Annotated in this window: 16 protein-coding genes; 12 read left to right on the top strand and 4 right to left on the bottom strand. The window is 52.2% G+C overall.

What is annotated here, in order from left to right; genetic code table 11:
* Nucleotides 1-6: 6 nt before the first annotated feature.
* Genes QN379_RS16720 through QN379_RS16710 form a run of 3 tightly spaced genes read right to left on the bottom strand, consistent with a single transcriptional unit; the run spans nt 7 to nt 2249 of the window.
* A complete protein-coding gene (locus QN379_RS16720) occupies nt 7-1023 on the bottom strand; it encodes a 2Fe-2S iron-sulfur cluster binding domain-containing protein (RefSeq protein ID WP_322239747.1) in 1017 nt (338 codons plus the stop codon).
* Nucleotides 1020-1697 carry a hypothetical protein gene (locus QN379_RS16715; RefSeq protein ID WP_322239745.1) on the bottom strand — a complete coding sequence of 226 codons (678 nt, stop codon included), beginning with the start codon at nt 1695-1697 and terminating at the stop codon, nt 1020-1022. Before QN379_RS16715 ends, QN379_RS16720 begins: the two co-directional genes overlap by 4 nt.
* A 3-nt stretch (nt 1698-1700) precedes the next feature.
* Nucleotides 1701-2249, bottom strand: a complete 549-nt coding sequence (locus QN379_RS16710; RefSeq protein ID WP_322239743.1) for a pyridoxamine 5'-phosphate oxidase family protein — start codon at nt 2247-2249, stop codon at nt 1701-1703.
* Nucleotides 2250-2471: 222 nt separating this feature from the next.
* Between QN379_RS16710 and QN379_RS16705 the strand changes: the two genes are divergently transcribed.
* The 10 genes from QN379_RS16705 (at nt 2472) to QN379_RS16660 (ending at nt 13761) form a co-directional block, all read left to right on the top strand.
* Nucleotides 2472-3611: an ABC transporter substrate-binding protein gene (locus QN379_RS16705; protein ID WP_322239741.1), complete on the top strand. Its 1140-nt coding sequence runs from the start codon at nt 2472-2474 to the stop codon at nt 3609-3611.
* A 236-nt stretch (nt 3612-3847) separates the two neighbouring features.
* Nucleotides 3848-4729 carry a branched-chain amino acid ABC transporter permease gene (locus QN379_RS16700; protein ID WP_322239739.1) on the top strand — a complete coding sequence of 294 codons (882 nt, stop codon included), beginning with the start codon at nt 3848-3850 and terminating at the stop codon, nt 4727-4729.
* 1 nt (nt 4730) lies between these two features.
* Complete coding sequence (locus tag QN379_RS16695; protein WP_322239737.1) at nt 4731-5588, top strand: branched-chain amino acid ABC transporter permease; 858 nt, start codon at nt 4731-4733, stop codon at nt 5586-5588.
* Complete coding sequence (locus QN379_RS16690) at nt 5572-6345, top strand: ABC transporter ATP-binding protein (RefSeq protein ID WP_322239735.1); 774 nt, start codon at nt 5572-5574, stop codon at nt 6343-6345. Before QN379_RS16695 ends, QN379_RS16690 begins: the two co-directional genes overlap by 17 nt.
* Nucleotides 6338-7072, top strand: a complete 735-nt coding sequence (locus QN379_RS16685) for an ABC transporter ATP-binding protein (protein WP_322239733.1) — start codon at nt 6338-6340, stop codon at nt 7070-7072. The genes QN379_RS16690 and QN379_RS16685 overlap by 8 nt, the downstream gene beginning before the upstream one ends.
* Nucleotides 7065-7781, top strand: coding sequence for an SDR family oxidoreductase (locus QN379_RS16680; RefSeq protein WP_322239731.1), 717 nt, complete (start codon nt 7065-7067; stop codon nt 7779-7781). The genes QN379_RS16685 and QN379_RS16680 overlap by 8 nt, the downstream gene beginning before the upstream one ends.
* A gap of 41 nt (nt 7782-7822) precedes the next feature.
* Nucleotides 7823-8839, top strand: coding sequence for a 2-oxoadipate dioxygenase/decarboxylase family protein (locus QN379_RS16675; protein WP_322239730.1), 1017 nt, complete (start codon nt 7823-7825; stop codon nt 8837-8839).
* A gap of 22 nt (nt 8840-8861) precedes the next feature.
* Nucleotides 8862-11903: an FAD-binding and (Fe-S)-binding domain-containing protein gene (locus QN379_RS16670; RefSeq protein ID WP_322239728.1), complete on the top strand. Its 3042-nt coding sequence runs from the start codon at nt 8862-8864 to the stop codon at nt 11901-11903.
* A 294-nt stretch (nt 11904-12197) separates the two neighbouring features.
* On the top strand, nt 12198-12998 hold the full coding sequence (locus tag QN379_RS16665) for a hypothetical protein (RefSeq protein WP_322239726.1): 801 nt from the start codon (nt 12198-12200) through the stop codon (nt 12996-12998).
* Entirely contained in the window at nt 12991-13761 is a 771-nt protein-coding gene (locus QN379_RS16660) for a hypothetical protein (protein WP_322239724.1), read from the top strand. Before QN379_RS16665 ends, QN379_RS16660 begins: the two co-directional genes overlap by 8 nt.
* A 197-nt stretch (nt 13762-13958) precedes the next feature.
* Here the strand turns inward: QN379_RS16660 and QN379_RS16655 are convergent, their stop codons facing one another.
* A complete protein-coding gene (locus tag QN379_RS16655) occupies nt 13959-15401 on the bottom strand; it encodes a catalase (RefSeq protein ID WP_322239722.1) in 1443 nt (480 codons plus the stop codon).
* Nucleotides 15402-15864: 463 nt separating this feature from the next.
* Here QN379_RS16655 and QN379_RS16650 point away from each other — a divergent pair, with 463 nt between their 5' ends.
* Both QN379_RS16650 and QN379_RS16645 read left to right on the top strand, forming a co-directional pair.
* Nucleotides 15865-17676, top strand: coding sequence for a ShlB/FhaC/HecB family hemolysin secretion/activation protein (locus QN379_RS16650; RefSeq protein WP_322239720.1), 1812 nt, complete (start codon nt 15865-15867; stop codon nt 17674-17676).
* Nucleotides 17677-17790: 114 nt separating this feature from the next.
* A partial coding sequence (locus QN379_RS16645) for a hemagglutinin repeat-containing protein (protein WP_323507122.1) occupies nt 17791-25462 on the top strand: 7672 nt, incomplete at its 3' end.

The following is a 25462-nucleotide window of genomic DNA, read 5'->3' as shown; positions in this document are numbered from 1 at the left end:
ATGCTCCTAAGTAGGGAGAAATTCTTCGGTATAAAAGCGCTGGAGAGGAACGTCCCACTCTTGTGCGCGATCACGTATCGCACCCACCATCGCGGGAGGGCCGCAAAGGTAGGTGGCGCCTGTTGTGCCGAGCGATTGGAAGAGGGCGGGACTCAATGCGTCTAATACACTACCCTTGACACAGTTGGGTCCTTGTATGCCATCCACCACCGCCAGGGTCACAGTTAGATCAGCGATCTTGGCGTGCAACGCGTTCAATTCATCTGTGTAGAACAAATCTTCCAATCGCGAGACGCCGAATACGAGATGTTTCGGGCCTGTCGGCTGTTGCAGTCTTTCCTGATCGGATAACATCGATAGGATGGGTGCCAGACCTGTTCCGCCGGCGATATAGAGAGACGGGGCGATGGTATGCCGCCGGTAGAAAACACCGAATGGGCCTTCGACGTTCCAGACATCGCCTACAACCGGAGATTCATTTAGGTAGCCAGACATTGCGCCGTTCGCTAGTTCGCGTATAAGAAATCCAACCTCATTTTTTCCAGGCAAGGTGTATGGAGAGTACGCACGCATGAAGTCTTGTCCCTGCGGGCTGACCTTGACATATTGCCCAGGAAGAAATTCGAACATCCGCAATTTTTCCACTTTGCAGCGTACATCCCAAACGGTGGCACTTACTTTCGTTTTGGAGATGATCTTGAGCATTCGCTTTTTCTGGGGAAGAAGCGAGGCCCTGGTGTATGGCAGTTCGATGTCCAGAGAGGCAGACACCGGCTGCGCCTGGCAAACAAGAACAGCATCCGGCTCATCGCCCGAAACGGCCAGCAAGCTGCGCTCCAAGGCATAGTCGACTGCACCCGATCGCAAATGGCCTTTGCATGTCCCACAACTGCCGTTGAGACAATCGTGCGCCAATCCAATGCCGCCTGCTTTGGCAGCATTGAAGATATTGCTTTCGGTGTCGCAATGGACGAGGGCCTGTTCGCCGTCGGCAAAATGCAGTGTCACCTGGCTTGTGCTCATTGGCCATCTCCTTCGGCTTCGGCTTCGACAATTTTCCAATGTCGGTCAGTCGCCCCGCGCAAGCTGCCAGACACGTCAATATCGCGCTCCATGTCGGCAATGCGTTGTTCGTACCGATGCGCGATGACCGCAATTTCATGGACCAGCTTGGTCGGTATAACAACCACACCAAGATGGTCGCCGACAATAATGTCGCCTTGACTGATTGTGACGCCGCCGCAGGTTGAGGAAGGGCACAGCGCCATTGTTTTGATCCTGCCAAAACCGCTGGCGGGCGAGCGACCAGCGCCGGCAACACCGACCGCATCGGGAGCCGATACCGCTGGCGTGCGGACCGCACAGTCCGTGAGCAACCCGCCTAGCCGGCGTTTGCTCGCTATTGCTATTTCGGTTGTAGTGAATGCCGCGGTGATTGGATCAGGATCACCTGCAAGGACGATAACGGATCCTTCCTCGCATTCATCGAGCGTCTGCATGCAAACTTTATGAAATGCTTTCTCTGCGGTTGCGGCGACCATGATGGTAATGGCAGGTCCAAAGATCCGCTGGCCATAAAGCAAACTGATCGATGGCGAAATCGTTTGCTGGCGACGGGTGATCGTGTCCAGCGCGTCCGAAATCGCTGCAGTCGAGCGTTCACGCAATGCGTTCAGATCATTGTTGTCGTATAGCATCTTTTATTCCTCCACTTTCAAACCGGTTGGCAGCTGATCGATACTTTCCATATTGTTGTCATACCAATATTCCATCATGCCTTCTTCTCCTTTTGCCTCGGACCATTGTTGCAACGTTGGTCGCACCCGTTTCAGATCGTATTCCGGAACACCAAAGCCGCATGCCGTTAGAACCGATTCAACGTCGGCAAAAAATATCTGCCGGGTGCCCGGCATCTCCGGAAACATTGCCAGCAGCTCGTCCCACTCTGGATCACCACGAAATATCAGGCGCGCCTTCGTGTATAGCCGCATGATCATCGGCTGTCGCCCGTAGCTACAGAACATGATTGTCATCCGTCCGTTCTCGGTGACATGGGCTGCTGTTTCATTTCCGCTACCGGTCAAATCAAGATAGATCACTTGGTTTGGGTTGAGTACGCGAAATGTGTCCATGCCCTTTGGAGAAACATTTACGCGTCCGTTAGCCGGCGCGGTGGCAGTAAAAAAAAGTTGTTGGTCTTCGATAAATTCACGAAACTGACCATCGATCGCTGGATAGAATTTAGACATCTCGACTCCTCGCTGTGTGGATGTAATGGAATTATTCAACGAAAAGAGATGCTTCCGTTCGCATATTTCTCAACCACCCTTGAAATTTCCAGAAGGCTAAACGCGAGTTGAATTTAATTCTATGCACTTGCAATTTTTTGATTTGCTAGAGGTTTTTTGATCCTCTATAGTCATCTCATCGGGTTCTATGTGATGCCAATCGTGAGTTCAGGGGGGAATTAAATGACTATCAGATGTACCAAAAAAATCAGTATCACCATGTTTGCCGCACTATCACTTATCGTCAGTGCAACGGCGATCTCTGCTCCTGCAGAAGTACGTCTTGGTATTGTCCAGGTCCTCAGCGGCCCGAATGCCAAATTCGGAGGGCAGACCTACAAAGGCATTCAACTGGCGGCCGAGCAGGTCAACGCCCGGGGAGGTGTAAAAGGTATCGGTCCTTTAAAACTCGTTGTAGAGGATTCGGCCGGTAATCGGGATCAGGCGGTTAATGCCTTCCGACGCCTTATTGCGCAAGAAAAAGTGACGGCTATCATCGGACCTACCTTAAGTAGCGAGGCCCTTGCTACTGGCCGAATTGCTTGTGAGCGAGAAGTGCCGATGTTGACGGTCAATGCGACTGCAAAGGGTATCCCTGATGTTTGTTCTTATGTGTTCCGCACGTCGCTGGCCGAGCAACTTTTGATTCCGCTTTCGGTGAGCAGGGCCAAGGCGAAGTACAACATCAAGCGCGCTGCCATCTTCTACGCCAACGATGATCCCAATATGGTGCAATCGCTAGAAATATATAAAGCCATTGCCGCCAAGGAAAAAATCGACATCGTTGATATTGAGTCCTTTTCTACGAAAGACACTGATTTCTCAGCCCAACTTACAAAAGTGAAATCGATGGACGTTGATGCAATCTTCACCGGTGCTTATCCTGATACCGGCGCGTCCATTCTGACGCAGGCCGCCAAGCTCGGGTTGCCGAAGAAAACGGTCTTTGTGGGTGGAAATGGCTTCAACTCGCCAAAAATTATTGAGCTGGCCGGCGCGAGCGCAGAGGGTCTGGTGGTCTCAAGTCCATGGTTTATCGACCGCAAAGATCCCGAAAATGTCGAATTCATATCCCTCTATCGGAAAAAATTCAAAGAAGATCCAGATACGTATGCGGCACAGGGCTACCAAGGCTTGATGCTCATGGTGACGGCAATCGAAACTTCTCCTTTAAAGACGCCAGCCAGCATTCGCGATACCTTGGCCAAGTCGCGCATTCATGGACTATTCGGGGATTTTTCTTTTGCCCCTAATCGGGATCCGAGTGGTGTGGGCAACGCAGTAACGCTGCAAGTCAAAGATGGCAAATTTGCACCGATGTAGCAGGGTTGGGCGATGTCTTTGGCATCGTCAAAGTATTTCTATCCAGACAAAAAATGAAGAGGGCCAACTGCACGGGTCGTGATATTTCGGATTTGTTCGCGCCAGTGTATTGATATGTTGTGGGGAAAGAGGAGCCGCGCAGGTTGCCGCTTTGCTCTTTCCCATAATGTTCGATTTGTTCGTTGGCTGCAATGCTTTACAGGGCTGCATTTTGCCCTGTGCAAAAAGGAGATAACGTGTTCGCACAACAATTGGCAAATGGTCTCGTACTCGGTGCTGTATATGCCTTGTTTTCCCTAGGTTTTACAATTATTTTTGGTGTTCTGCACGTCATTAATCTGACTTACGGTGTTTATTTTGCCGTAGGCGCTTACGTTTCCTTGTGGGCTGCCAAAGCATTGGGCGTCAATCTGTTCGGTGCGCTGCTGATATCGGCCGTTACAACTGGCGTCTTTGCAATCTTGCTCGATAGTATTATCGTGACACCGCTGCGCCGCCGCACGGATCGATATCTCGCATCGCTACTGGCAACAACAGGGTTGTCCTTATTCGCTTATTCACTATTAACACGCTTAGTCGGCGCGGAACCGCTTCGGTTTCCGCCAAACTTTGGTGGAAACACTATCGTGAATCTGGGAGCGATCACGCTCAGCCAGCTGCAAATCAGTATTGTCGGGATTGTCCTCGTGATCGTCATAGCCTTGTTTTGGTTCCTGAAAAAGTCGAGATGGGGTATTGCTGCGCGAGCGGTCGGCGATCTTGAAATCGCGGCGCTGCTTGTTGGTTTGTCGCCATTTCGGATCACGGCCCTTATTTCCTGTATGGCAGGCGTTTTGGCTGCAGTGGCCGGTACGCTTATCGGCATGAACACCAACGCTGTGGAACCGTTTATGGGCGAAGGAATGATGCTTCATGGTTTTGCCGTCGTGATCATTGGCGGCCTGGGTAGCATCCCTGGAGCGCTGGTCGCAGGCTTGCTGCTCGGTGTTGTCGAAATCATGACTAGCGCCTATATCAGTTCTGCATATCGGGATGCCGTGACATTTTCGTTACTACTTGCCACCTTATGGTTCTTGCCTACCGGCCTGATTCCATTGAAATCAGCGAAAAGGGTCTGACATGAACGTGTTTTTTGATAACCTTTTATGGACCTACCAGACCCTGCTTACCCAAGTTGGTATCGGCTGTTTGCTGGCATTGTCGCTTTATTGGGTAATAGCAACCGGGCAATTGTTTCTTGGGCAGGTCGCATTCATGGCGATGGGCGCCTATACCAGTGCCACGTTGTCGATGCAGTTTGGCTTACCTCTGTGGATGTCGGTGTTGATGGCGATCGCCTTTGCCACGGCAGTCGCTGCATTGATTGTTTATCCAATGCTGCGTCTGTCCGGGGTTCATATGGCCATCGGTACTATCGCATTTGTTGCCGTCGTCAGGTCGGTGGTAATCAATATGGAATTTCTCGGTGGTGCGTTAGGCATTTCCGGCGTTCCGCACCCTGTTTCTTTAGCTACTCTGTATCTCATCGTGTGTTTGGTTGCCGCGGGAATGCTGTGGATCTCAAAATCACGCATTGGACGCAACATGGAGGCGGTGCGGACGGATGAAGTTGCGGCAGCAGTCATGGGAATCAATGTAGGGAAAGTGAAACTGACCTGTGTATTGATTTCTTCCGCCTTAGCAGGCCTGGCGGGAGCCCTCAATGCGCATGCGATGGGTAGTATTTCTCCCAATGAGTTTACTTTCCAATCGTGTGTCACGGTGTTGAGCTATGTCGTGCTAGGTGGAATCGCCTCGCCACTGGGTGGAATTCTCGGCGCCATCGTCTTGATCGCCTTGCCGGAAATGCTCAGTGGGCTGGCCGAATACCGCACCATGTTTAACGGCCTAGTGATTGTCGTCGTCGTCATGCTCCTGCCATCGGGACTGTTTCCAATCAAAACTCTTAGGATACGTGGATATGTTAATCGTCGATAAAATCACGATGAAATTTATGGGGCTAACTGCGCTGAACGAGGTTTCCTTTACGGTCAAGCAAGGTCACATCCATGCATTGATAGGGCCGAACGGTGCAGGTAAAACTTCCCTGTTCAACATCATATCCGGAGTGCAGCGGCCGACGTCTGGAACTATTCACATGGACGGTGTGGGCGATTTAAGTGCCATACCTCTTCGCGACCGAGCCGGAATCGGCATGATGCGCACCTTCCAGAATATTCGACTTTTCAGTTCGATGTCGGTCCTCGAAAACGTCATGCTTGGTGCCACCGCGCTCGCTTCTACAAGCGTATTCTCGGCTGCACTGGGATGGGGACGGGGACGCGATGAGGAAAAGAGTGTAGTCGCCGAGGCACTGTCGCTGCTTGATCGGGTGGGATTAGCCGATCATGCACACACGCAAGCAGCCAGTTTGCCCTACGGCGCGCAACGCCGACTGGAGATTGCGCGGGCGCTAGCCGCCCGGCCCCGTCTGCTGTTGCTGGATGAGCCGGTGGCAGGGATGAACGACGTAGAACGCGATACGTTAACCACATTGATCAGGGATATTAATGACCAAGGCGTCACCATCCTGATCGTGGAGCACGACATGCCTTTCATCAAATGCTTGAGCGACCGGGTTACAGTGCTCAATTTTGGTCGACTAGTGACCTCCGGTATTCCAGACGAGGTCACCAGCGACCCTGCGGTCATCGCCGCCTACCTGGGAACAGAAGTAGAGGACGCCCATGCTTGATATCAATGAACTTTATGTGTCATATGGCGCAGTTGAGGCGTTGCGCGGCATCTCCCTGTCCGTCAAGGCTGGCCAGACTGTGGCGGTCATTGGCCCCAACGGAGCGGGAAAATCAACACTGATGCGCAGCTTGTCTGGATTGGTCCAGCCCCGGTCCGGTACGTTGAATTACCAAGGGAAGCCGCTCAGTGGGCGGTCCGCCGCCGCAATCGCTCGCATGGGTATTTCTCAGGTGCCTGAAGGTCGGCAAATTTTTCCAAGCCTGTCCGTGGATGAAAACATGAGACTCGGTGGCTTTTGGCTACCGACTTCACGCTACAAAGCAACGCGTGCGCGTGTTCTATCTTTGTTTCCGCGTTTGCAGGAGCGCCTCCGGCAACAAGCAGGTTTGCTCTCTGGAGGTGAGCAGCAGATGCTTGCCATGGCGCGCGCAATGATGGCGGAGCCGAAACTGTTGCTGTTGGATGAACCAAGTATGGGTTTGGCACCACTGATCGTTGACGAAATTTTCAAAGTGATCGCCGAACTGAAATCCGCCGGTACGACGATTCTCCTGGTCGAACAAAGCGTCCAGCGGGCGTTGAAGGCGGCGGACTATGCCTACGTCGTCGAGTTGGGAAAGATCGTCGCGCATGATCAGCCCGCAAAGTTAATCCAGAGGACGGATATCGTCGACGCCTATCTTGGACAGAAATCCGAACAACCACGAAAGGTATCAAATGGCTAAATCAGTTCTAGTAACGGGGGCTACCCGTGGTATCGGACGGGCCATCGCGGAACAAATGGCTGCGGACGGTTACGAGGTCATCGGTATCGCGCGCAACCCGGTCCCCGATTTTCGAGGACATCTTTATCAGTGCGACCTGGACGATCCGATAGAAACTCAGGTAATTCTTGAAAAAATCTGTCGCCTTCATGAGATAACTATCGTGGTTAATAACGTTGGTGCGGTTGCTGTCGAGACCGTCGGAACGATCACGTCAACTGCACTGAGCCAGCAGTGGCGGGTCAACGTTGAAGCTTCTGTGATGACCATCCAGGCGGCCTTGCCAGCCATGAAGAAAAATCAATGGGGCCGCATTGTTAATATCGCGAGTGGTGCGGTCTTGGGTAAGGCTGGCAGAGCTGGCTATTCAGCTTCGAAGGCGGCGCTCCTTGGATTGACGCGCACCCTCGCGATAGAACTTGGGCCGTTTGGCATTAGCGCTAACTGTATCGCACCCGGCCAGATCCTGACCGAGTTGTGGGCGTCGAACAACCAACCGGACAGTCAACAAACTCGCGCTATGGTCGCTTCCATTCCCAGACGAAGGCTGGGAAAGCCCGAAGACGTCGCAAGCGCGGTAAGTTATTTGGTGTCAGAGCAAGCAGACTACGTGACCGGGCAGACCTTGTATGTTTGTGGCGGCCTGACGGTTGGTCGCAATTACGGCTAGTTGCTGTTCGTCGGTAAATTTTTAATGAATAGGGAAAAATTATGGAATCATCGGCAGTTTTTCAATTATTGTCCTACATCATCGATGAGGGTGACGCAAAAGACGTGCTCAATCATGTCTATGTCATCCCCACGCTGACAAATCGCCCAGCGCTCGGTACTGTTGACCGCGCGTCGATTGCACAGACGCTCGCTCTGGTCCTGTTCCATGACTTATTGAGGCGTGTACCTGCTGCCAAACGATACGTCTATGAGTTCAAGAGCGAGGACACAAAAATTGTATTGGATCATGGTGCAGCGCGTACCGTCTTAATTGACGGAATCGACGGGTTTCCTTCGGGCGAAGCTGCGTTGACGCGGCTCTTGATTCCGTTGGGTTATCAGCTTAACGGAGAATATCCTCTACCGCGCCTGAAGATGATGGGGCGCTCATATGCGCACCAGGATTTCCCCGAGGACATCCCGCAATTTTTTATTAGTGAGATATTTACCGACCAGCTTTCTGATGAATGCCAACAAGCGGTCTACAGAACGATCGCTACAAGTCGTGATCCGGTCACATCGGCTCTTCAAGGTACTCTGGATCGACTGGAAAGAGATATGTCGCTGCCCTTTCATGACGCAGCCAATGTCGTATTAGGCATTGCTGCCTGCTTTGGTCGTCAACACGAGCTGCCCTGCATCGAGGATTATCGTACGATCGTCGCGGAATCGGCGGAGATGGGTTGGATTACGACTGAAGGAAATGCCTTTAACCATGCTACTGCGCGTGTCGACAATTTGTATGAGCTGCATGCTTCCTTGAAAGCCGCTGGCTTTTCGATCAAGCCAGAAGTGGAAGTGTCGAAGAACGGCAGGGTTCGCCAGACGGCCTTTCTCGCGGATTCAGTATCAAGACGGTTCAAAGGTGCTGTCAGCAGTTTCGAGCAAATTGATGTGCCTGGTTCGTTCTATGAATTCATTGAACGCGACCAGATAGTTCATGGAGACGGCGATGAAAAGCTCGATTTAAGCTTCGATAGCAATAATGCGACCGCTATTTTCAAGATGACGGCATAACCACGGGCCTCAATAGTCAACCATGATTCCACGACTTTTAGAATCGTTGCCGGTAGAGTCTATCTACCTCGACTTCATTTCAGAGCTTCAAGTGCGCGGGTTTGAAGGAGAGGTTAGTGCGCGCTTCGCGGACCGTACAGTGTTTTCCACGGATAACTCGATCTATCAGCGCTTGCCAAATCTGGTCGTATTTCCTAAAACCGTGGATGATGTCGTGCGTATTACCAGCTCATCGGCAGATCCTCGGTTTTCTGCGTTAGCGCTTACGCCGCGAGGTGGTGGCACGGGTACGAACGGGCAAGCCCTGAGCGATGGCATCGTAGTAGATATCTCACGCAACATGAACCGCATACTTGAGATAAACGTGGCAGAACGCTGGGTTCGTGTTGAAGCGGGTGTTGTTAAAGACCAGTTGAATGCGGCATTAAAACCGCACGGCCTTTTCTTTGCTCCAGAGTTGTCCACCTCGAACCGCGCTACGATTGGCGGCATGATCAGCACTGATGCCAGTGGCCAGGGATCTTGTCTGTATGGAAAAACAAGAAATCATGTGCTTGAATTGTCGACAGTGCTGCTTGACGGCACGCTGTGGCATTCGCGGGCGCTGAGGCCGACTGAACTGGAGATATTGAAGTGTCGCACCGACAGAGTGGGAGCAATACATCGGGTGATCGATGCGATCTACCGTAACAAGAAAGATCTCATTGCTTCCATTTTCCCAAAACTGAATCGCTGTTTGACCGGCTATGACCTTGCGCACATCAGGGATGAAAACGGACTATTTAACCTCAATAATATTCTTTGTGGCTCTGAAGGTACGCTCGGTATGGTGGTGGAAGCCAAGCTCAATGTCTTGCCGATACCCCGATGCAGTGCGTTGGTTAACATCCGTTATAAAACTTTCGATAACGCATTGCGTGATGCTCCGAATTTGATGGCACTTAGTGCTTCATCAATCGAAACCATTGATTCCAAGGTGTTGGGACTGGCAAGACAGGATGTTATCTGGCTGGGCGTTAAGGATTTTTTTCCTGAAGATGAAGTGCCGGCGATGGGAATCAATCTGGTCGAATTCCTTGCAGACTCCGTAGAAGAATTAAATGTAATACTCAATCGTGTCGAAGCTTATTTTCAGGACGATACGCGCAGCACAGGCAGATGCGGATTTACGATGGCGAAGGACAACGCTTCTGTGGAGCGTATCTGGGGAATGAGAAAAAAGGCGGTAGGTCTGCTTGGAAACACGAAGGGTGAAAAGCGACCTATACCGTTTGTAGAAGATACAGTCGTTCCACCGGAACATCTTGCCGATTATATTGCGGAATTCCGTGCTTTGTTAGATAGCCATAAGGTGGACTACGGTATGTTTGGTCATGTCGACGCAGGAGTACTGCACGTTCGGCCGTTCATAGATATGAAGGACCTTCAGCAGGAAAAACTGATCAGGCTGATCTCTGAAGAGGTTGTCGTGTTGACGAAGAAGTATAAGGGTCTATTGTGGGGAGAACACGGGAAGGGAATTCGCTCAGAATTTTCACCGGATTTTTTTGGACCACTTTACGCGTGTCTTCAGGAGATCAAGGCTGTTTTCGATCCCGAAAATCGCCTTAATCCAGGCAAAATCGTCGCGCCTGATGATGCCCGGCTACTGCGGATAGATTCGGTCCCGACACGTGGGCAATTGGATCGGGTTGTACCCCCGCACGTCCGCGCGGCTTTTACGGAGGCGCTTCATTGCAATGGCAACGGCGCATGTTTCAATTACAACCAGGACGACGCGATGTGCCCCTCCTGGAAAGCGACGCGTGACCGCAGGCATTCTCCAAAGGGAAGGGCTTCATTGCTGCGGGAGTGGTTGCGCCAGCTTGCTATGCACGGTGTCGATCCTTTGGCAGAAACTGCAAGACTTCGTAAAGAGAGCGTGATCGCCAAGCTACCAATTCGACTCACCAACTCCGTTACGAAACGATTTGGACGCTACGATTTCTCGAATGAGGTTTTTGAAGCCATGGACGGGTGCCTGGCATGCAAATCATGCGCCGGGCAATGTCCTGTCAAGGTGGATGTCCCGGAATTCAGGGCCAAGTTTCTTGAACTATATTACAGCCGCTACCTAAGATCGCCAAAAGATTATCTTATTGCTTCACTGGAGAGCATGCTGCCGGCTGTCTCAAAGATTTCGACGCTTTACAACGCACTAATTGGGAGTCGCGTTGGTAGGAAAGTATTGCGTGTATTCAATTTGGTGGAGACGCCGGTCTTGACTGGTATCGACTTGCAAACAGAATTACGGCGTAGGGGTTTTTCCAACGCAATATCCAGTGATCTGAACCAACTGTCTCCCCTCGAAAAATCCAAATCTGTTATTGTTGTTCAAGACGCGTTTACCAGTTATTTTGAGACGCGACTTGTACTCGATCTATTTGAGCTTCTCCGCGAGCTTGGATTCACACCATTTCTCGCTCCCTATGCCGAGAATGGCAAGCCACTGCACGTAAATGGGTTCTTAAAGCGCTTTCAGCGTGTAGCAGCACGTACTGCGGATAAACTCGTCCAGCTTGAAAAGAGTGGAATTAATCTGGTGGGAATCGATCCTTCGATGACACTTGCATATCGTGCGGAGTACGTAAAAGTACTGGGAGAAAATGCCGGGCCTTCCGTGCAGCTGGTGCAGGAATGGTTAGCAGATCATGTCGCCGATTTGAGAAGAGTTCCCGCGACGCGATCTCCCGATTTTTTTCTGCTTCCACACTGCAGCGAAAAAACTAACGTTCCTTCAGCGATCACAGACTGGCAAAAGGTTTTTGAAGCGTTGGGTCTGCGGCTAGAAATCAAAGCAAGCGGTTGTTGCGGAATGGCCGGCACATATGGCCATGAAGCTAAAAAAAGATCTATTTCTGAAACGATTTATGGTCAAAGCTGGGGACCCATCGTACGCGCTCAAAAAAAGGATGAGGTGTTGCTGGCAACGGGTTATTCGTGCAGATGTCAGGCTAAGCTTATCGATGGGATTGAAATTCAACATCCTGTGACAGCACTATTAACATTTTTCTCAGCCCGGTGATTGTTGTCGTGATCTAATAAAAACAGACAGCTCAATAGGAGATGACGCAACTATTGAGCGACATTTAAAATATGACAGGGAAATGCAGAGCGTCTGAGCCTGGTTTAAAGCTGGAAGAGACTGAGCAAGCGTACACGAAGCACCAACCGTTTCAGTGGTCGATGAATCAAGCGATATCAGAGGTCTGCACCAAACTCTTTGCACGCCTGCGACTAATTCCACTTTTGGCCTATGTCTGGCCTAAGTTTTCTAAGTCATGCTCTGGGTTATATCCATTCGGTTTCGGAGCGTACCTTGAATACTCTTGCCACACGATCAACATCCCATTGGGCTAATAAAGTGCCAGCCGTCACGCTAATTTTCTGGGTGATCAAAGTGATGTCTACGACGGTGGGCGAGACTGCCGCCGATTATCTTAATGTCGATCTGCATTTTGGATTAATCGGCACGTCCGTTTGTACGGGAGTATTGCTTGCCATCGCGTTGGCTTTGCAAATTCGCGCAAAGCGTTATATCCCTTCGCTATATTGGGCAGCCGTCGTATTAATTAGCGTATTTGGCACACTCGTTACCGATAACCTGAGTGATAACTTCGGAGTGCCGTTGGCTGTCTCGACCGGCGCATTCAGCGCGGTACTGATCGCGACGTTTGCCGTGTGGTATTTCAAAGAGAAAACGCTATCGATTCATTCCATTAATACCGTTAAACGTGAGTTTTTTTACTGGACGGCTATTTTATTCACGTTTGCTTTAGGCACTGCCGCAGGTGACTGGATCGCTGAAGGTTTGAGGCTTGGTTATCCTAAAGCGACGCTATTATTCGGCACACTTATTGCTGTTGTAGCGCTGGCCCGTTACGCTTTCAAAGCCAACGCTGTTGCATGCTTCTGGATCGTTTTTATACTCACTCGTCCGTTTGGCGCATCTTGCGGCGATCTGTTATCTCAGCCAATAGTAAATGGCGGTCTTGGTTTGGGAACGGCTGGCATCAGTGCCTTATTTTTAGTGATCATTACGAGTTTGGTGATCTATCTGTCGGTCTCCCGGAATAACGGCATAATTGGCAAACTTAATAAGGATCAGACGCATGGTTAACCCACTAAATAATACTAATTCACATACCTTAAGTAAGGTTCCTGAGGTGACTTTAGTTTTCTGGATTATAAAAATAGCCGCGACCACACTTGGGGAAACCGGTGGCGATGCGGTGTCCATGTCGATGAATCTTGGTTATCTTGTCGGAACGATTATTTTTGCGGCTGTATTTTTGATTGCTGTAACCGCTCAGATTAAGGCAAAGAGCTTTCACCCATTTCTCTACTGGATAACGATTATTGCTACGACAACGGTCGGCACGACGTTGGCAGATTTTGCTGACCGTTCGCTTGGAGTTGGATATGCAGGCGGATCATCCTTATTATTTGCGTTATTGATCGCTTCGCTGTTTTTCTGGTACCGCACGTTTGGGTCTGTATCGGTCAACGCCATCAGTTCTCCAAAAGCCGAGATGTTTTATTGGGTGACTATTATGTTTTCTCAAACGCTAGGAACTGCGCTTGGTGACTGGACGGCAGATACGGCAGGATTCGGCTACGGCGGGGCTGCGTTAATATTCTCCGGTCTGCTGGCGCTTGTTGTCGCGGCATACTACGGGACAAAAATAAGTCGCACCATCTTGTTCTGGGCAGCATTTATTTTGACACGTCCACTTGGCGCTGTGGTCGGTGATTTTTTGGATAAGCCGCTCCATGCCGGTGGTTTGGCTTTAAGCCGCTACACGGCGTCGGCTTCGTTGTTCGCTTTCATGCTGATCGCAATGTTGGTTTTTCAGCAAAGACCGGCTAAAAGGGCGCACTAATCGGGGCGCTAGAATGGATCGTCATGCGTTATGACAAATCATTCTCATGTTTCATTTTTTATGGATACGCTCGGCTTCGGCGCTTTCGACAGAATAAAAGTTAACTTATTTCATGACCGGGCATTAGGCAAAAAAAGTCTCGGCTACAAAACGTAGTCGAGACTTTTTTAATTCAAATAAGAACCAAATTATTCAGCTTACTTGTTGTTAGCCAACAAACTCAATGCCTTCGCAACACCAGCGCCGTACGCAGGATCAGCTTTGGTGCAATTGCCAATATGACGCGCCTGAATTTCTTTAGATGCACCACCAACAGAACGTGCTGTGTTATCGAACAACACCTGCTGTTGAGCTGGCGTCATTAATTGAAACAATGCCCGCGGTTGGGAATAATAATCGTCATCAACGCGATGATTCCAATGATCCGCTGCACCTTCTAGTGCCAATGGCGGTTCGGAGAAATCTGGCTGCTCTTGCCATGCGCCTTTGCTGTTTGGCTCATAGCCGATTGTGCTACCAGCGTTACTATCGACGCGCATAGAACCATCACGGTGATAGCTATTGACCGGACATCTTGGCGCATTCACCGGAATCTGGTGGTGATTGACGCCCAGGCGATAGCGTTGCGCATCGCCGTAAGAGAATAAACGGCCTTGCAGCATTTTGTCTGGCGAGAAGCTGATACCCGGCACAACGTTGGCCGGAGAAAACGCCGCTTGCTCAACATCGGCAAAATAGTTCTCTGGATTGCGATTCAATTCCATCACGCCGACTTCAATCAGCGGATAGTCCTTACGTGGCCATACCTTGGTCAGATCGAAAGGGTTAATGTGATAAGTACCAGCATCTTTTTCCGGCATGATCTGAACAAATAATTTCCAGGTAGGGAAATCTTTTTTGTCGATACTTTCGAGTAAATCGCGCTGTGCGCTTTCGCGATCGTTACCGACTAATTCAGACGCTTCGGCGTCGGTCATGTTCTCAATGCCCTGCATCGTCTTGAATGTGAATTTGACCCAATTACGTTCATTTTTTGCATTGATAAAACTGAACGTGTGGCTGCCGAAACCATGCATATGGCGATATGACCTTGGCAGTCCACGGTCACTCATCACAATGGTCACCTGATGCAGTGCTTCAGGCAGCAAGGTCCAGAAGTCCCAATTGTTATCAGCGCTACGCATGTTGGTTTTTGGATCGCGCTTGACAGCACGATTCAAGTCAGGAAACTTCATCGGATCGCGCAAAAAGAACACAGGCGTGTTATTGCCGACCAAATCCCAGTTACCTTCTTCCGTATAAAACTTCAACGAGAAACCGCGGATATCGCGTTCTGCATCAGCCGCACCGCGTTCGCCTGCCACGGTCGAGAAGCGTGCAAACATCTCAGTTTTTTTGCCGACTTCAGAGAAGATCTTTGCTTTCGTGTACTGCGTAATGTCATGCGTGACGGTAAATGTGCCGAAAGCGCCCGATCCCTTAGCATGCATACGGCGCTCAGGGATGACTTCACGGTCAAAATGGGCAAGTTTTTCGAGAAACCATACGTCTTGCAATAGAGCAGGACCACGTGGACCAGCCGTCTGGATATTTTGATTGTCCGGTACTGGTGCGCCGGCTGCAGTTGTAAGCTTATTCATACGATTCCTTTTAATGTTCGGGAAGAGTGAAGCCTCTGAAACAGAGTATTGCAGAAATTTAATGATAGTAAAAATTAATTTATTTTACTAACTCAATAGTTTTTATGATTTTAGTTATTTTTTGACTAAGGGCATTTCACGAGGAAAACGGGATCGCTTCCTCAAAGCCTTAATGGTGGACATTTTGGTAATAGATGTCACTAGTGCATCAGTGCCCAAAGTAAATGTTTCCGCTTGGTACCAATAATGTACATCATCCGGGAGGAATATGTAGCGCACTGGGGGCCAACTTCTATACCGATTTTGTGGGCTCGGCATCTGGCTTACACGAATTGGCCCATGTGGGTAATAAATCTTAATAAAGTTATAGAAAAGTCTCTCTTATTTTGAGCGTTATCTGATATCTATTGGAGGTTATTGCTTTGTAGAATGATGTCATTGAATCATTTTCAAAAAGGCAATCTTGAAACAATACGCCATCATTCCCAGCATTGCTTACCTTCAACGGCCTGCTGCCTTTAGCTTAACGGCAAGCTTGTTATTCACCTTTAGTATTGTGGTCTTTGGTTCCCAGACGGCGCAAGCGGAGGCACTTCAAACTTCCTCTACAGAAGAGCAACGGCGTCGCAGTCAGGCCGAAGCCCTATCACGTCAGCGCGCCTTGCAACTTCCCAAAGTTGACCTGGACGCGTTAGCGCCATTTGTCTCTGGCGCTGTGGAAAATAATAATGACCCGAACCTATTGTCGCTGCCGGTAGAGTCGCCGTGTTTCACAGTTGCGCAATTTGTACTTCGCGTTCCGCAATCGCTTTCACCCGTTATGCAATTGGCTGGCGCGAGTAATTTATTGTTTGACCCGTTCCATTTTGCGCATGATTATCTGCGCCGTTACGCTGGCGCATGCCTTGGCAAAGACGGTGTGAACCTGATTGTAGAACGTTTGACTAACCGGATTCTGCAGCAAGGCTATAGCACAACCCGTATCGGCATTCCGGTCCAAGATTTATCCACTGGAACTCTTACCCTCGCCTTGGTGCCGGGCCTTATTCGAACGTTGCGTTTTTCTGATCCGGCGACTTATGGAACCGTCAGAAATGCTTTTCCTACCAGCCCGGGGCGGCTGCTTAATTTGCGCGATCTGGAACAAGGACTGGAACAGATGAAGCGCGTCCCAAGTCAGGATGTGACGTTGGAAATCGTACCCGGAGACGTCTCCGGTGAAAGCGACGTTGTCATCGCTGTTGATCGTGACAAGTCGTGGAAATTAAGCGCACACATGGACGATAGTGGCGCGCAGGGCACTGGCAAATTGCAAACGGGCTTCAACCTTGGCGTCGACAATCCATTAGGCTTAAGCGATATGGTGAACATCGGCATCAATACCGATGCCGATCGCAAATCAGGGCAGCACGGCACCAGCGGCAATAGCCTTTATTATGCCGTTCCGGTTGGGTACTGGCGTTACGCGCTCAGTGCCAGCAGCCTTGACTATCATCAGCAAATTGCAGGCGCTTATCAGAACTTCGTGTCAGCTGGGAAGTCGCGTAATTTGGAATTTAACGTGACGCAGTTATTTCAGCGAAATCAGTTCCAAAAAAATAGCTGGCAATTTAAAGTCGGCAAACGTTGGAGTCATACCTATATCGACGCCACCGAAATCGACGGTCAAAAGCGTAATACCACCTTTGCTGAACTAGCCTGGGTACACCAGCACTATTTCGGCAATGCCCAACTTGATCTGACTTTCGCCAACCGCTGGGGCGTGTCATGGTTTAACGGTCAGGCAGACGAGGATTGGCGTAGCGATAGCGATCCTACGTTCCGTTATTCACTGCAAAGTATCGACGCCACTTTGGTTGTGCCTTTCAGTATTGCGCTGCAACCGTTGACATACATCGGCACGTTACGTGCTCAAAATACGCGTTCCCCGTTGTATATGACAGACCAACTGTCGCTCGGCAATCGCTATACCGTACGCGGTTTTGACGGCGAGTTGACCCTGGCGGGTGAACGCGGTTTCTTCTTCCGTAATGAACTCGATATTCCGCTGACGCAGAGCGGCCAGTCGGCTTATCTCGGCATCGATGTTGGCAAGGTATTCGGCCCGAGCGTGCAGTATCTGTTGGGCGACAAGATGGTCGGGGCCACTGTAGGTTTGCGTGGCGGCTATCGGGGGATCAGTGTCGATCTTTTCTCCAGTTGGCCGCTTTATAAGCCCGCAGGTTTTGTCACTGCGACGCCAGCGGTTGGTTTCAATCTCAGCTATCAATATTAAAAAAGGCGTTCGCATGTCGTCCGGTACAAAACGTCACTGGATCATTTCGCGCACGCTTCAACACCTTGACCGACATTTTTTCTCTGGTCATGCTTTTCCTGAATCGGATACTTTATGAACAAACAAGCCTACCGCATCATCTTTAATCACGCTCGTGGCGAACGCATGGTCGTTGCAGAGAATGTGTCGGGAGGCGGTGGAAAGTCCAAACGATCTTCCGGTCCGGTTCGGGTAACTCAGTGGTCTGGTTTGCGCTTTATTCCTTTGAGCCTGATCATTGCTGCTTTATTTGGAAGCGTCACCGTGGTGCAGGCCCAGATTATCGCCGACCCTAACGCTGGTGCGCACCGTCCCACGGTCGACCAGACCGCCAACGGGCGGCCACTAGTCCAGATCACCGCGCCGAACGCATCAGGACTCAGTCACAATCAATACCGCCAGTTCGATGTCAATAATCACGGGGCGATTCTCAATAATGCACGCGGTATTACCGGTACTCAGCAAGGCGGTTTGGTCGATGGCAATCCTGCATTACGCCTTGGCAGTGCGCGAATTATTCTTAATGAAGTACGCGGTGGTGGACGTAGCCAACTGTCGGGTTTTACCGAAGTTGCCGGTCAGCGCGCCGAGGTAATTATCGCCAATCCGAACGGGATCACGTGCAGTGGGTGCGGCTTCATCAACACGACGCGCGGCGTGCTGACCACTGGCACGCCGATGTTTGGTGGCGATAGTAGTTTGCAGGCATTTCGCGTCACCGGTGGCGATATCCGCATTGATGATTTGCAGGGTACAAATACCAGTCAGCTTGATCTTATAAGCCGTAGTGTTCAGGTGAACGGGCAATTATGGGCTGACCGCCTCAACGTCGTCGCGGGCACTAATCACGTCAATTATGCCGATCTGGGCGTGCAGGTGATGCAGGGCGATGATCACAAGCCAACCGTCAGTATCGACGTGGCCTTGTTGGGCGGTATGTATGCCAACAAGATCCATTTGATCGGTACCGAAGCCGGTGTCGGCGTGGTCAGCATGGGCACGCTAGCCGCGCAAGCGGGAGATATCAGCATCGACAGCCATGGCAAGATTACGCTTAACGGCCAGACGAATGCCAGCGGTCAGATTACCCTGCGCAGTGATGACGATGTGACCAACACCGGCACGCTGTATGGTCAGCACAGCGTCCACCTCGCCAGTGCCGGTAACGTCAGCAATACCGGCACACTAGCGGCCCAACATGATATGACGATCCACGCAACCAGTCTTGATTCGACTGGCATTCTAGCTGCGGGGATTGACGCTAAAGGCCACGCTACGCTAGCTGGCAATCTCCATCTAAGCGCCAGTGGGATGCTATCGGCGACCGGTCAGAACAGCGCAGGTGGCAACATCGCCATGAGCGGTGGCAGTGTGCATTTGGCGAATGCGCAGACCAGTGCTGCGGGCAACATCACGCTGACCGCCACTGCCGGTGATATCAATCACACGGGCGGCAATCTGCAATCAAGCGGTGTGGCAACGCTGAGCGCCACTGGTGCGCTGATCAACGACCGCGGTGTTTTTAGTAGTGGGCAATGGCGCAGTCAATCGGCGCGCCTCTCCAATCGGGGCGGCACGCTTACCCAGTCGGGCGCTGGTGAGGGAACCCTCGCCACCATCAGCACGAACGCGGACATTGATAACAGCGGCGGCGTACTATCATTCAATGCCGACCACCTCACACTGCAAGCCGGTAGTCTGCGTAACGATGCTGGTACGATTCAGCATGCCGGTTCAGGCGTCATGCGCCTAGATAGCGGCGCATTGCGCAACGTCAACGGCAGCATCGGCAGCAATGGGCAACTGACACTCACCGCAGCCGGTATCGATAATCGGGGTGGCACGCTGTTTGCACAAGGGCGCACCCGCATCACCACCACCCAAGGCGGGTTTGACAACCGCGCTGGCTATCTCGGCGGTAGTCAGTTGGCACTCCACATAGCCGCACAACTGAACAATACCGCTGGCAAGATTGAAGCCACCCAAAATGGTCTTAACATTACCGCGCAGAGTCTGCAAAACGCGGGCGGTACTCTCCAAAGCCTGGCTCAGGGAACAGGTTCGGCGGCCCTGTCACTTTGGGTGACGCAAGGTATTGACAATGGCATCGCCAACAATACTGGCGGCTTTATCGGCAGCGCCGGAATGCTCGATCTGCATGCCGCTAACTTCGATAACAGCGGTGGTACGTTGTACGCCAACGACGACTTGACGTTGGTAGTAGATGGTGGCGGAGCCGACGATGCCGACGCGCAAATCACCGGCCAAGTCGACAATACCGATGGCGTCATCCAAAGTGGCGGCAACGTCAACGTCCAGACGAGCGGCGGGCTCACCAACCGGAATGGCCGTATCGAAGCGAACGGCAGCGCCGCCACACTGCGCATAGCGAGTAGTAATCTGGATAATAGCGCCGGGCGCATTGCCAACAGCGGCACCGGAGCGACACAGATCGATGGTGGTGACCAGATTATCAATGCCCATGCCGGTACTATCGGCGGTAATGGCGACGTGATACTCACTAGCGCACATCTCGATAACAGCGCGGACGGCCAAATCGTCGCGGCTGGCAACCTGACCCTCGCCACGCGGGGGCTGTTCAATAACAATGCCGGTTCCGTCTACGCAGGCCGCGACCTGCGCGTAAGTGATAGCCATCACAACACCGCCTTGACCAACATTGGGGGCCAACTCGGCGCGGCTGGCACGATCGCGCTTGCCGTTGCTAGTCTCGATAATAGCGCTGGCGTGATCGCCAACACGGGCGGTAACAAGGCAAAAGAAGGGTCAACCAGTGACATTCTGTTGTCCACCAGCGGAAGCCTGACCAATAACGGCGGGACCATCGCAAGCGGGCGTGATGTGACAATTGATGCGGCGACCCTGACCGGCGAAGGCACGCTCATTGCAGGACAGGACGCGACATTACATTTGCAGAGCGATTACCGTCACACCGCAGGCAATACGTTTCTGGTCAATCGTGATCTGACACTGACCACGACCGGTACGCTGACAAATAGTGGTGATATCACCGCAGTACGCCACTTGCACCTGCGTGCTGACATGATCGACAACCAGCACAACGGCCTGATCAACAGTGGCGAGGGCAGCGCCATCCTGCACGCAGTCCACACTCTCCACAATACCGGACGTATTTACGGCAACGATATCGTGATCGGCGCGCACACGCTGATCAATGCGTCGGACCCCAGCAGCCAGCAGGCCGGTGTAATTGCCTCGCGTAATACGTTGCAGATCGGCGCTGACACGATCATCAATCGTGAGCACGCTTTACTTCAGAGCATGGGCGACATGGTGCTGGGCGGCGGACTCGATGCCGATGGGCACGTCACTGGCAACGCCACAGTAATCCGCAACAGCTCCGCCACCATCGACGCCGGTGGCGCTTTAAGTCTTTCCACCGCCGCATTGATCAATGAAAATAATCACTTCAGCACCGGTTTGCAGAACGATCCCGCGTTGACCCGTCACGTTACAGAATACCGCGCCTGGAACAGCGACATCTGGTATCGCGCCGATCAGATCAGTTTGACCGAAACGGGTAAAGGCGGCATCGTGCTGGTGGTTCCGGGTGGTGCGCGTTTTGAGAAGTTCTACAAGCGCGACTACCAACAGACCGTGCAGCACACAGTGGTAACGCATAGCGATCCCGGCATGATCACGTCCGGCGGCAATATGCTGTTATCTGGCACGATTATCAACGATAAAAGCACCATCATTGCCGGTGGTACGCTCAGTGGCAATGCCGAAGCGATCCACAATCTTGGCGCAGCCGGAGAAATCCGTACCACGCAGACGATGACCGCCGGCCAAAACTACTATCATTGGGTCAGCGGCAGCCATCACGACAACCACTATCAGTACGACAATGACGGAGCCGCCTACGATGTCGTTCTGCCTTCGGTGCCGCTGGCGTTAGCGGTATGGACCCAACAAGATCATACGCAACCGGTAACTGGTCCCAACCATGCCGTTGGCAACGGCGTTGATAGCGGTGATGTCCCCCTCATCGACGGCAGCGAGTTAGACGCTAATGCCGCCGATAAGACACTCGACGACGGCGCACGCCATACAGTGGGCACGGCTACTACGCCGCTACCCAATTTGGTGCTACCCAACAATGGTTTGTTTATTGTCCATCCACAACCGGGGCAGCCGTATCTGATTGAAACCGATCCGGCGTTTACCAACTACAAACAATTTATTTCCAGCGACTATCTTTTGCGTCGCCTCTCATTTGATCCGCAACGGCTGCAAAAGCGCTTGGGTGATGGCTATTATGAGCAGAAGCTGATCAACGACCAGATCGCCGAACTGACCGGCAAGCGTTTTCTAGGTGACTACACTAACAACGAAACCCAATATCAGGCCTTGATGGAGGCCGGAGTCGCCAGCGCTGATGCCTTCCAGCTGACACCCGGCATTGCATTAAGCGCCGCACAAATGGCCGCGCTCACTACCGACATGGTGTGGCTGGTCAGTCAAACAGTTACCTTGGCAGATGGCAGTCAGACCCAGGTATTGGCGCCCGTGGTCTACCTCAGTCGCGCGAGCGCTGGCGACATTGCGCCCACTGGCAGCCTCATCGCCGCCCACGATATCGACCTGACGGTAAACGGCAGTCTCAACAACGGCGGCACGCTGCAAGCGGCAAATAATCTGGTCGTCCATGCCGCCGACATCGCTAATAGCGGCAAGCTACGCAGTACCGGCAAAACCGGCAGCACATTATTAATTGCCCAAAATGACATCCTTAACAGCGGCGGCAGCATCAGCGGTCACCGCGTCGGACTTCTCGCCGGTCACGATGTCACGCTGCGTACAGACACCACAACCAGCAATAGCAAAAACGGCACGACGATCGGCATAGGAAGCATCGCCAGCATCACTGCCGATCAACTATCGATACAAGCCGGACGTGACATTAATCTGGTAGCGGCTACGCTCAACACAACCGGCGACGCGGCACTGGTAGCTGGTCGTGACCTGAACCTCGATACCGTCACCACGCAAGCCACCAGCAATGTCCGTTACAACGATCAAAATCACCTCAATGAACGTCAGACGCAAGTCAATGGCAGCGCGATCAATGCGGGTGGTAATCTGGCCTTGATTGCCGGTCAGGATATTCACGCCAGCGCCGCCACCGTCAATGCTGCGGATCAATTGGCTGCCGTTGCAGGACGTGATATCACGATCGGTACGGGGCAACAAAGCGGCAGTCTCGATCAGGCCATCCACACTACATCCAAAGGCCTGTTGTCGTCTTCCAGCAGCCGTTCGCAAGCGAATGCCCAGACCACAGAGGCGATCGGCAGCAGCTTCACCGGCAAGACAATTGCCATGCAATCAGGGCGCGACACCACCATCCACGGCAGTCAGATGATCGCCGAGAACGATCTGACCTTGAATGCAGGACGCGATGTCAACATCACCAGTGCGCAACAAACCAGCCAAAACAGTTTCTCTGCCGAGGAAACCAGCAACGGCCTCTCTGCCAACTTCATGTCAGGACTTAGTTATAGCAAGACTGCGCAGGATCAGGCCCAGACCGATACAAGCATCTATCAGATTGGCAGCGATATCAGCGGCGCCAATGTACATATCAACAGTGGGCGCGATACCACCATCACCGCCAGCGCGATTACCGCCGATCAGGATATCAGCATCGGCGCTGGACGTAACATCAACGTACTCGCCGCTGCCAACACGCAAACGTCCGATACCAGCAGTCACAGCAGCGGCACCAGAATGGATATCACAGGCGGAGCTAATGCGCGCTTCACTAACTACGGCACCAACAGTGCACTACAAAATAGCAGTGCAGACACGACCGATTACAGCACCAGCCTGCTATCGGCCAATGGCGGCAATCTCAACCTGCAAGCAGGTCTGGATTCGCAATACCGCGGCACAGGGCAAGGCAATGTCACCACACAAGGCGCGGAACTGTTGGCAAAAGACACGCTCAACATTGGCGGCAATGCCGTCGATTTGCAAGCAGTGCACAACAACAGCATCAGTCAATATCATGCAGAAAGCCACAGCGTGACCTTAGGCAGCAGTTTAACCGGCAGCATAGGTGGTGCGGTCACGCGTATCGGTGACATGGTGGCCGAACGTCAACACACCAGCAATCATCGTCTCAAAGGTGCACTTGCCCTCAAAGCCGGTTATGACGCCTACAAACTGTCGGCGGCATTGCCGGGATTGGTCGATGCCGCTAATGGCAGCATTCATGCGACTCAAGATGTACTCGCCAAAAAACCGCCTGATCCGGATGCGAAGGGTGAGGGTTTTGGCGTCAGCGTCAGTCTGGGTGTAGGTCAAAGCAAGCAGGACAGCAAGAACAGGGCAACGCAAGCGCGTGGCACGACAGCGCAAGCCAGCACAATCAACATCACGAGTCGGGAGGGTGATATCCGCATGGAAGGCGCTAAACTGCAAGCACACGACATCAGCCTCGACGCGGCACGCAATATTCATTTGATAGCCGCCACCAACACCACCGATGTGCAATCGACCAACAGTGGCAGCAACGTGGGACTTGGGGCTACATTGGGTTCCAACGGTCAGCAAACCGGACTCAGCTTTCAGATCGGGGCGTCCGCTTCTAAAGGGCACACTAACGGTCATGAGACTACCTACGACAATACCCAGATCAGCGCCACCAATCACCTCCGCGTTAAAAGTGGCGGCGATCTGAATATGATCGGTGCGCAACTGGCGGCCAACAAAGTCAATCTCGACATTGGCGGCAATCTCAACATCTTGACGCAACAGGACATCAGCAACTTTGACAGCAAACAAGAAAACGGTGGCTTCAGTCTCAGTCTATGTATTCCACCCATTTGCGTCGGCGTGCTGGCTAGTGGCGGTGTCAGTTACGCACGCCAAACGGTAGACCACAACTATCGCAGTGCAGTCGGACAAAGCGGCATCGCCGCTGGAAAAGGCGGCTTTGACATCAACGTCAAAGGCAATACCGACCTCACCGGTGCTGCCATCACCAGCCAAGCCGACGCCGACAAAAACAGTCTGCGCACCGCCAGCCTCACCAGCCGCGATCTCGTCAATACCCAGCACACCGACGCCGAAAGTATCAGTGTCAGCCTCTCCACCGGCAGCATCGCCAGCAACGTGATGGGCAACGTTCTAGGCAATCTCAGCGGTATCGGCATGCCCAAAAACGGTGATGACCGCAGCAACACCAACAGCGTCATCAGCCCCGCCACGGTCACCATCACTGGCAGCGGCGACGCCACCACGGACGCCAATAGCAAAGCCACCGCAAACACACTCACCGAGCGCGACGCGACCACCGCCAATGCGACGCTATCCAATACGCTCACGCTACAACAAGCGCAGGATCTGCAACTACAACAACAGCAAGCACAAGACAATCAGCGCATCGCGGGTTTGGTTGGCGCAGTGCTGACCAACATGGTCGGCGATCTGGCGCAAGGAAAATGGCCAGACGGTTCCCCGCAAAAAATCGCCCTGCACGGCATCGTCGGCTTGATCGAAGCCAGGATCGGCGGCGGCAGCGCAGCCGCCGGACTTGCGGCTGGCATGATGCATGAAGCGATGGTACCGGTATTAAGTGATTATTTAATTAGTCAGGGTTATGAACCTGGAACGCAGGATTTTAATGACATGATGAGCTTGGGTGCATCTTTGGTCGGCGCGGCGTCGGGGGCATTGGCTGGCGGAAGCTTGGGGGATG

The organism is Glaciimonas sp. Gout2 (assembly GCF_035018905.1).
Lineage (GTDB): Bacteria > Pseudomonadota > Gammaproteobacteria > Burkholderiales > Burkholderiaceae_D > Glaciimonas.
The sequence above is the reverse complement of the archived record's forward strand: the minus strand, read 5'-3'. Positions and strand labels throughout refer to the sequence as shown.

Coding starts and splice junctions, on each gene's coding strand:
- QN379_RS16720 (WP_322239747.1), bottom strand. CDS start 1,023: ATGAGCACAAGCCAGGTGACACTGCATTTTGCCGACGGCGAACAGGCC.
- QN379_RS16715 (WP_322239745.1), bottom strand. CDS start 1,697: ATGCTATACGACAACAATGATCTGAACGCATTGCGTGAACGCTCGACT.
- QN379_RS16710 (WP_322239743.1), bottom strand. CDS start 2,249: ATGTCTAAATTCTATCCAGCGATCGATGGTCAGTTTCGTGAATTTATC.
- QN379_RS16705 (WP_322239741.1), top strand. CDS start 2,472: ATGACTATCAGATGTACCAAAAAAATCAGTATCACCATGTTTGCCGCA.
- QN379_RS16695 (WP_322239737.1), top strand. CDS start 4,731: ATGAACGTGTTTTTTGATAACCTTTTATGGACCTACCAGACCCTGCTT.
- QN379_RS16690 (WP_322239735.1), top strand. CDS start 5,572: ATGTTAATCGTCGATAAAATCACGATGAAATTTATGGGGCTAACTGCG.
- QN379_RS16685 (WP_322239733.1), top strand. CDS start 6,338: ATGCTTGATATCAATGAACTTTATGTGTCATATGGCGCAGTTGAGGCG.
- QN379_RS16680 (WP_322239731.1), top strand. CDS start 7,065: ATGGCTAAATCAGTTCTAGTAACGGGGGCTACCCGTGGTATCGGACGG.
- QN379_RS16675 (WP_322239730.1), top strand. CDS start 7,823: ATGGAATCATCGGCAGTTTTTCAATTATTGTCCTACATCATCGATGAG.
- QN379_RS16670 (WP_322239728.1), top strand. CDS start 8,862: ATGATTCCACGACTTTTAGAATCGTTGCCGGTAGAGTCTATCTACCTC.
- QN379_RS16660 (WP_322239724.1), top strand. CDS start 12,991: ATGGTTAACCCACTAAATAATACTAATTCACATACCTTAAGTAAGGTT.
- QN379_RS16655 (WP_322239722.1), bottom strand. CDS start 15,401: ATGAATAAGCTTACAACTGCAGCCGGCGCACCAGTACCGGACAATCAA.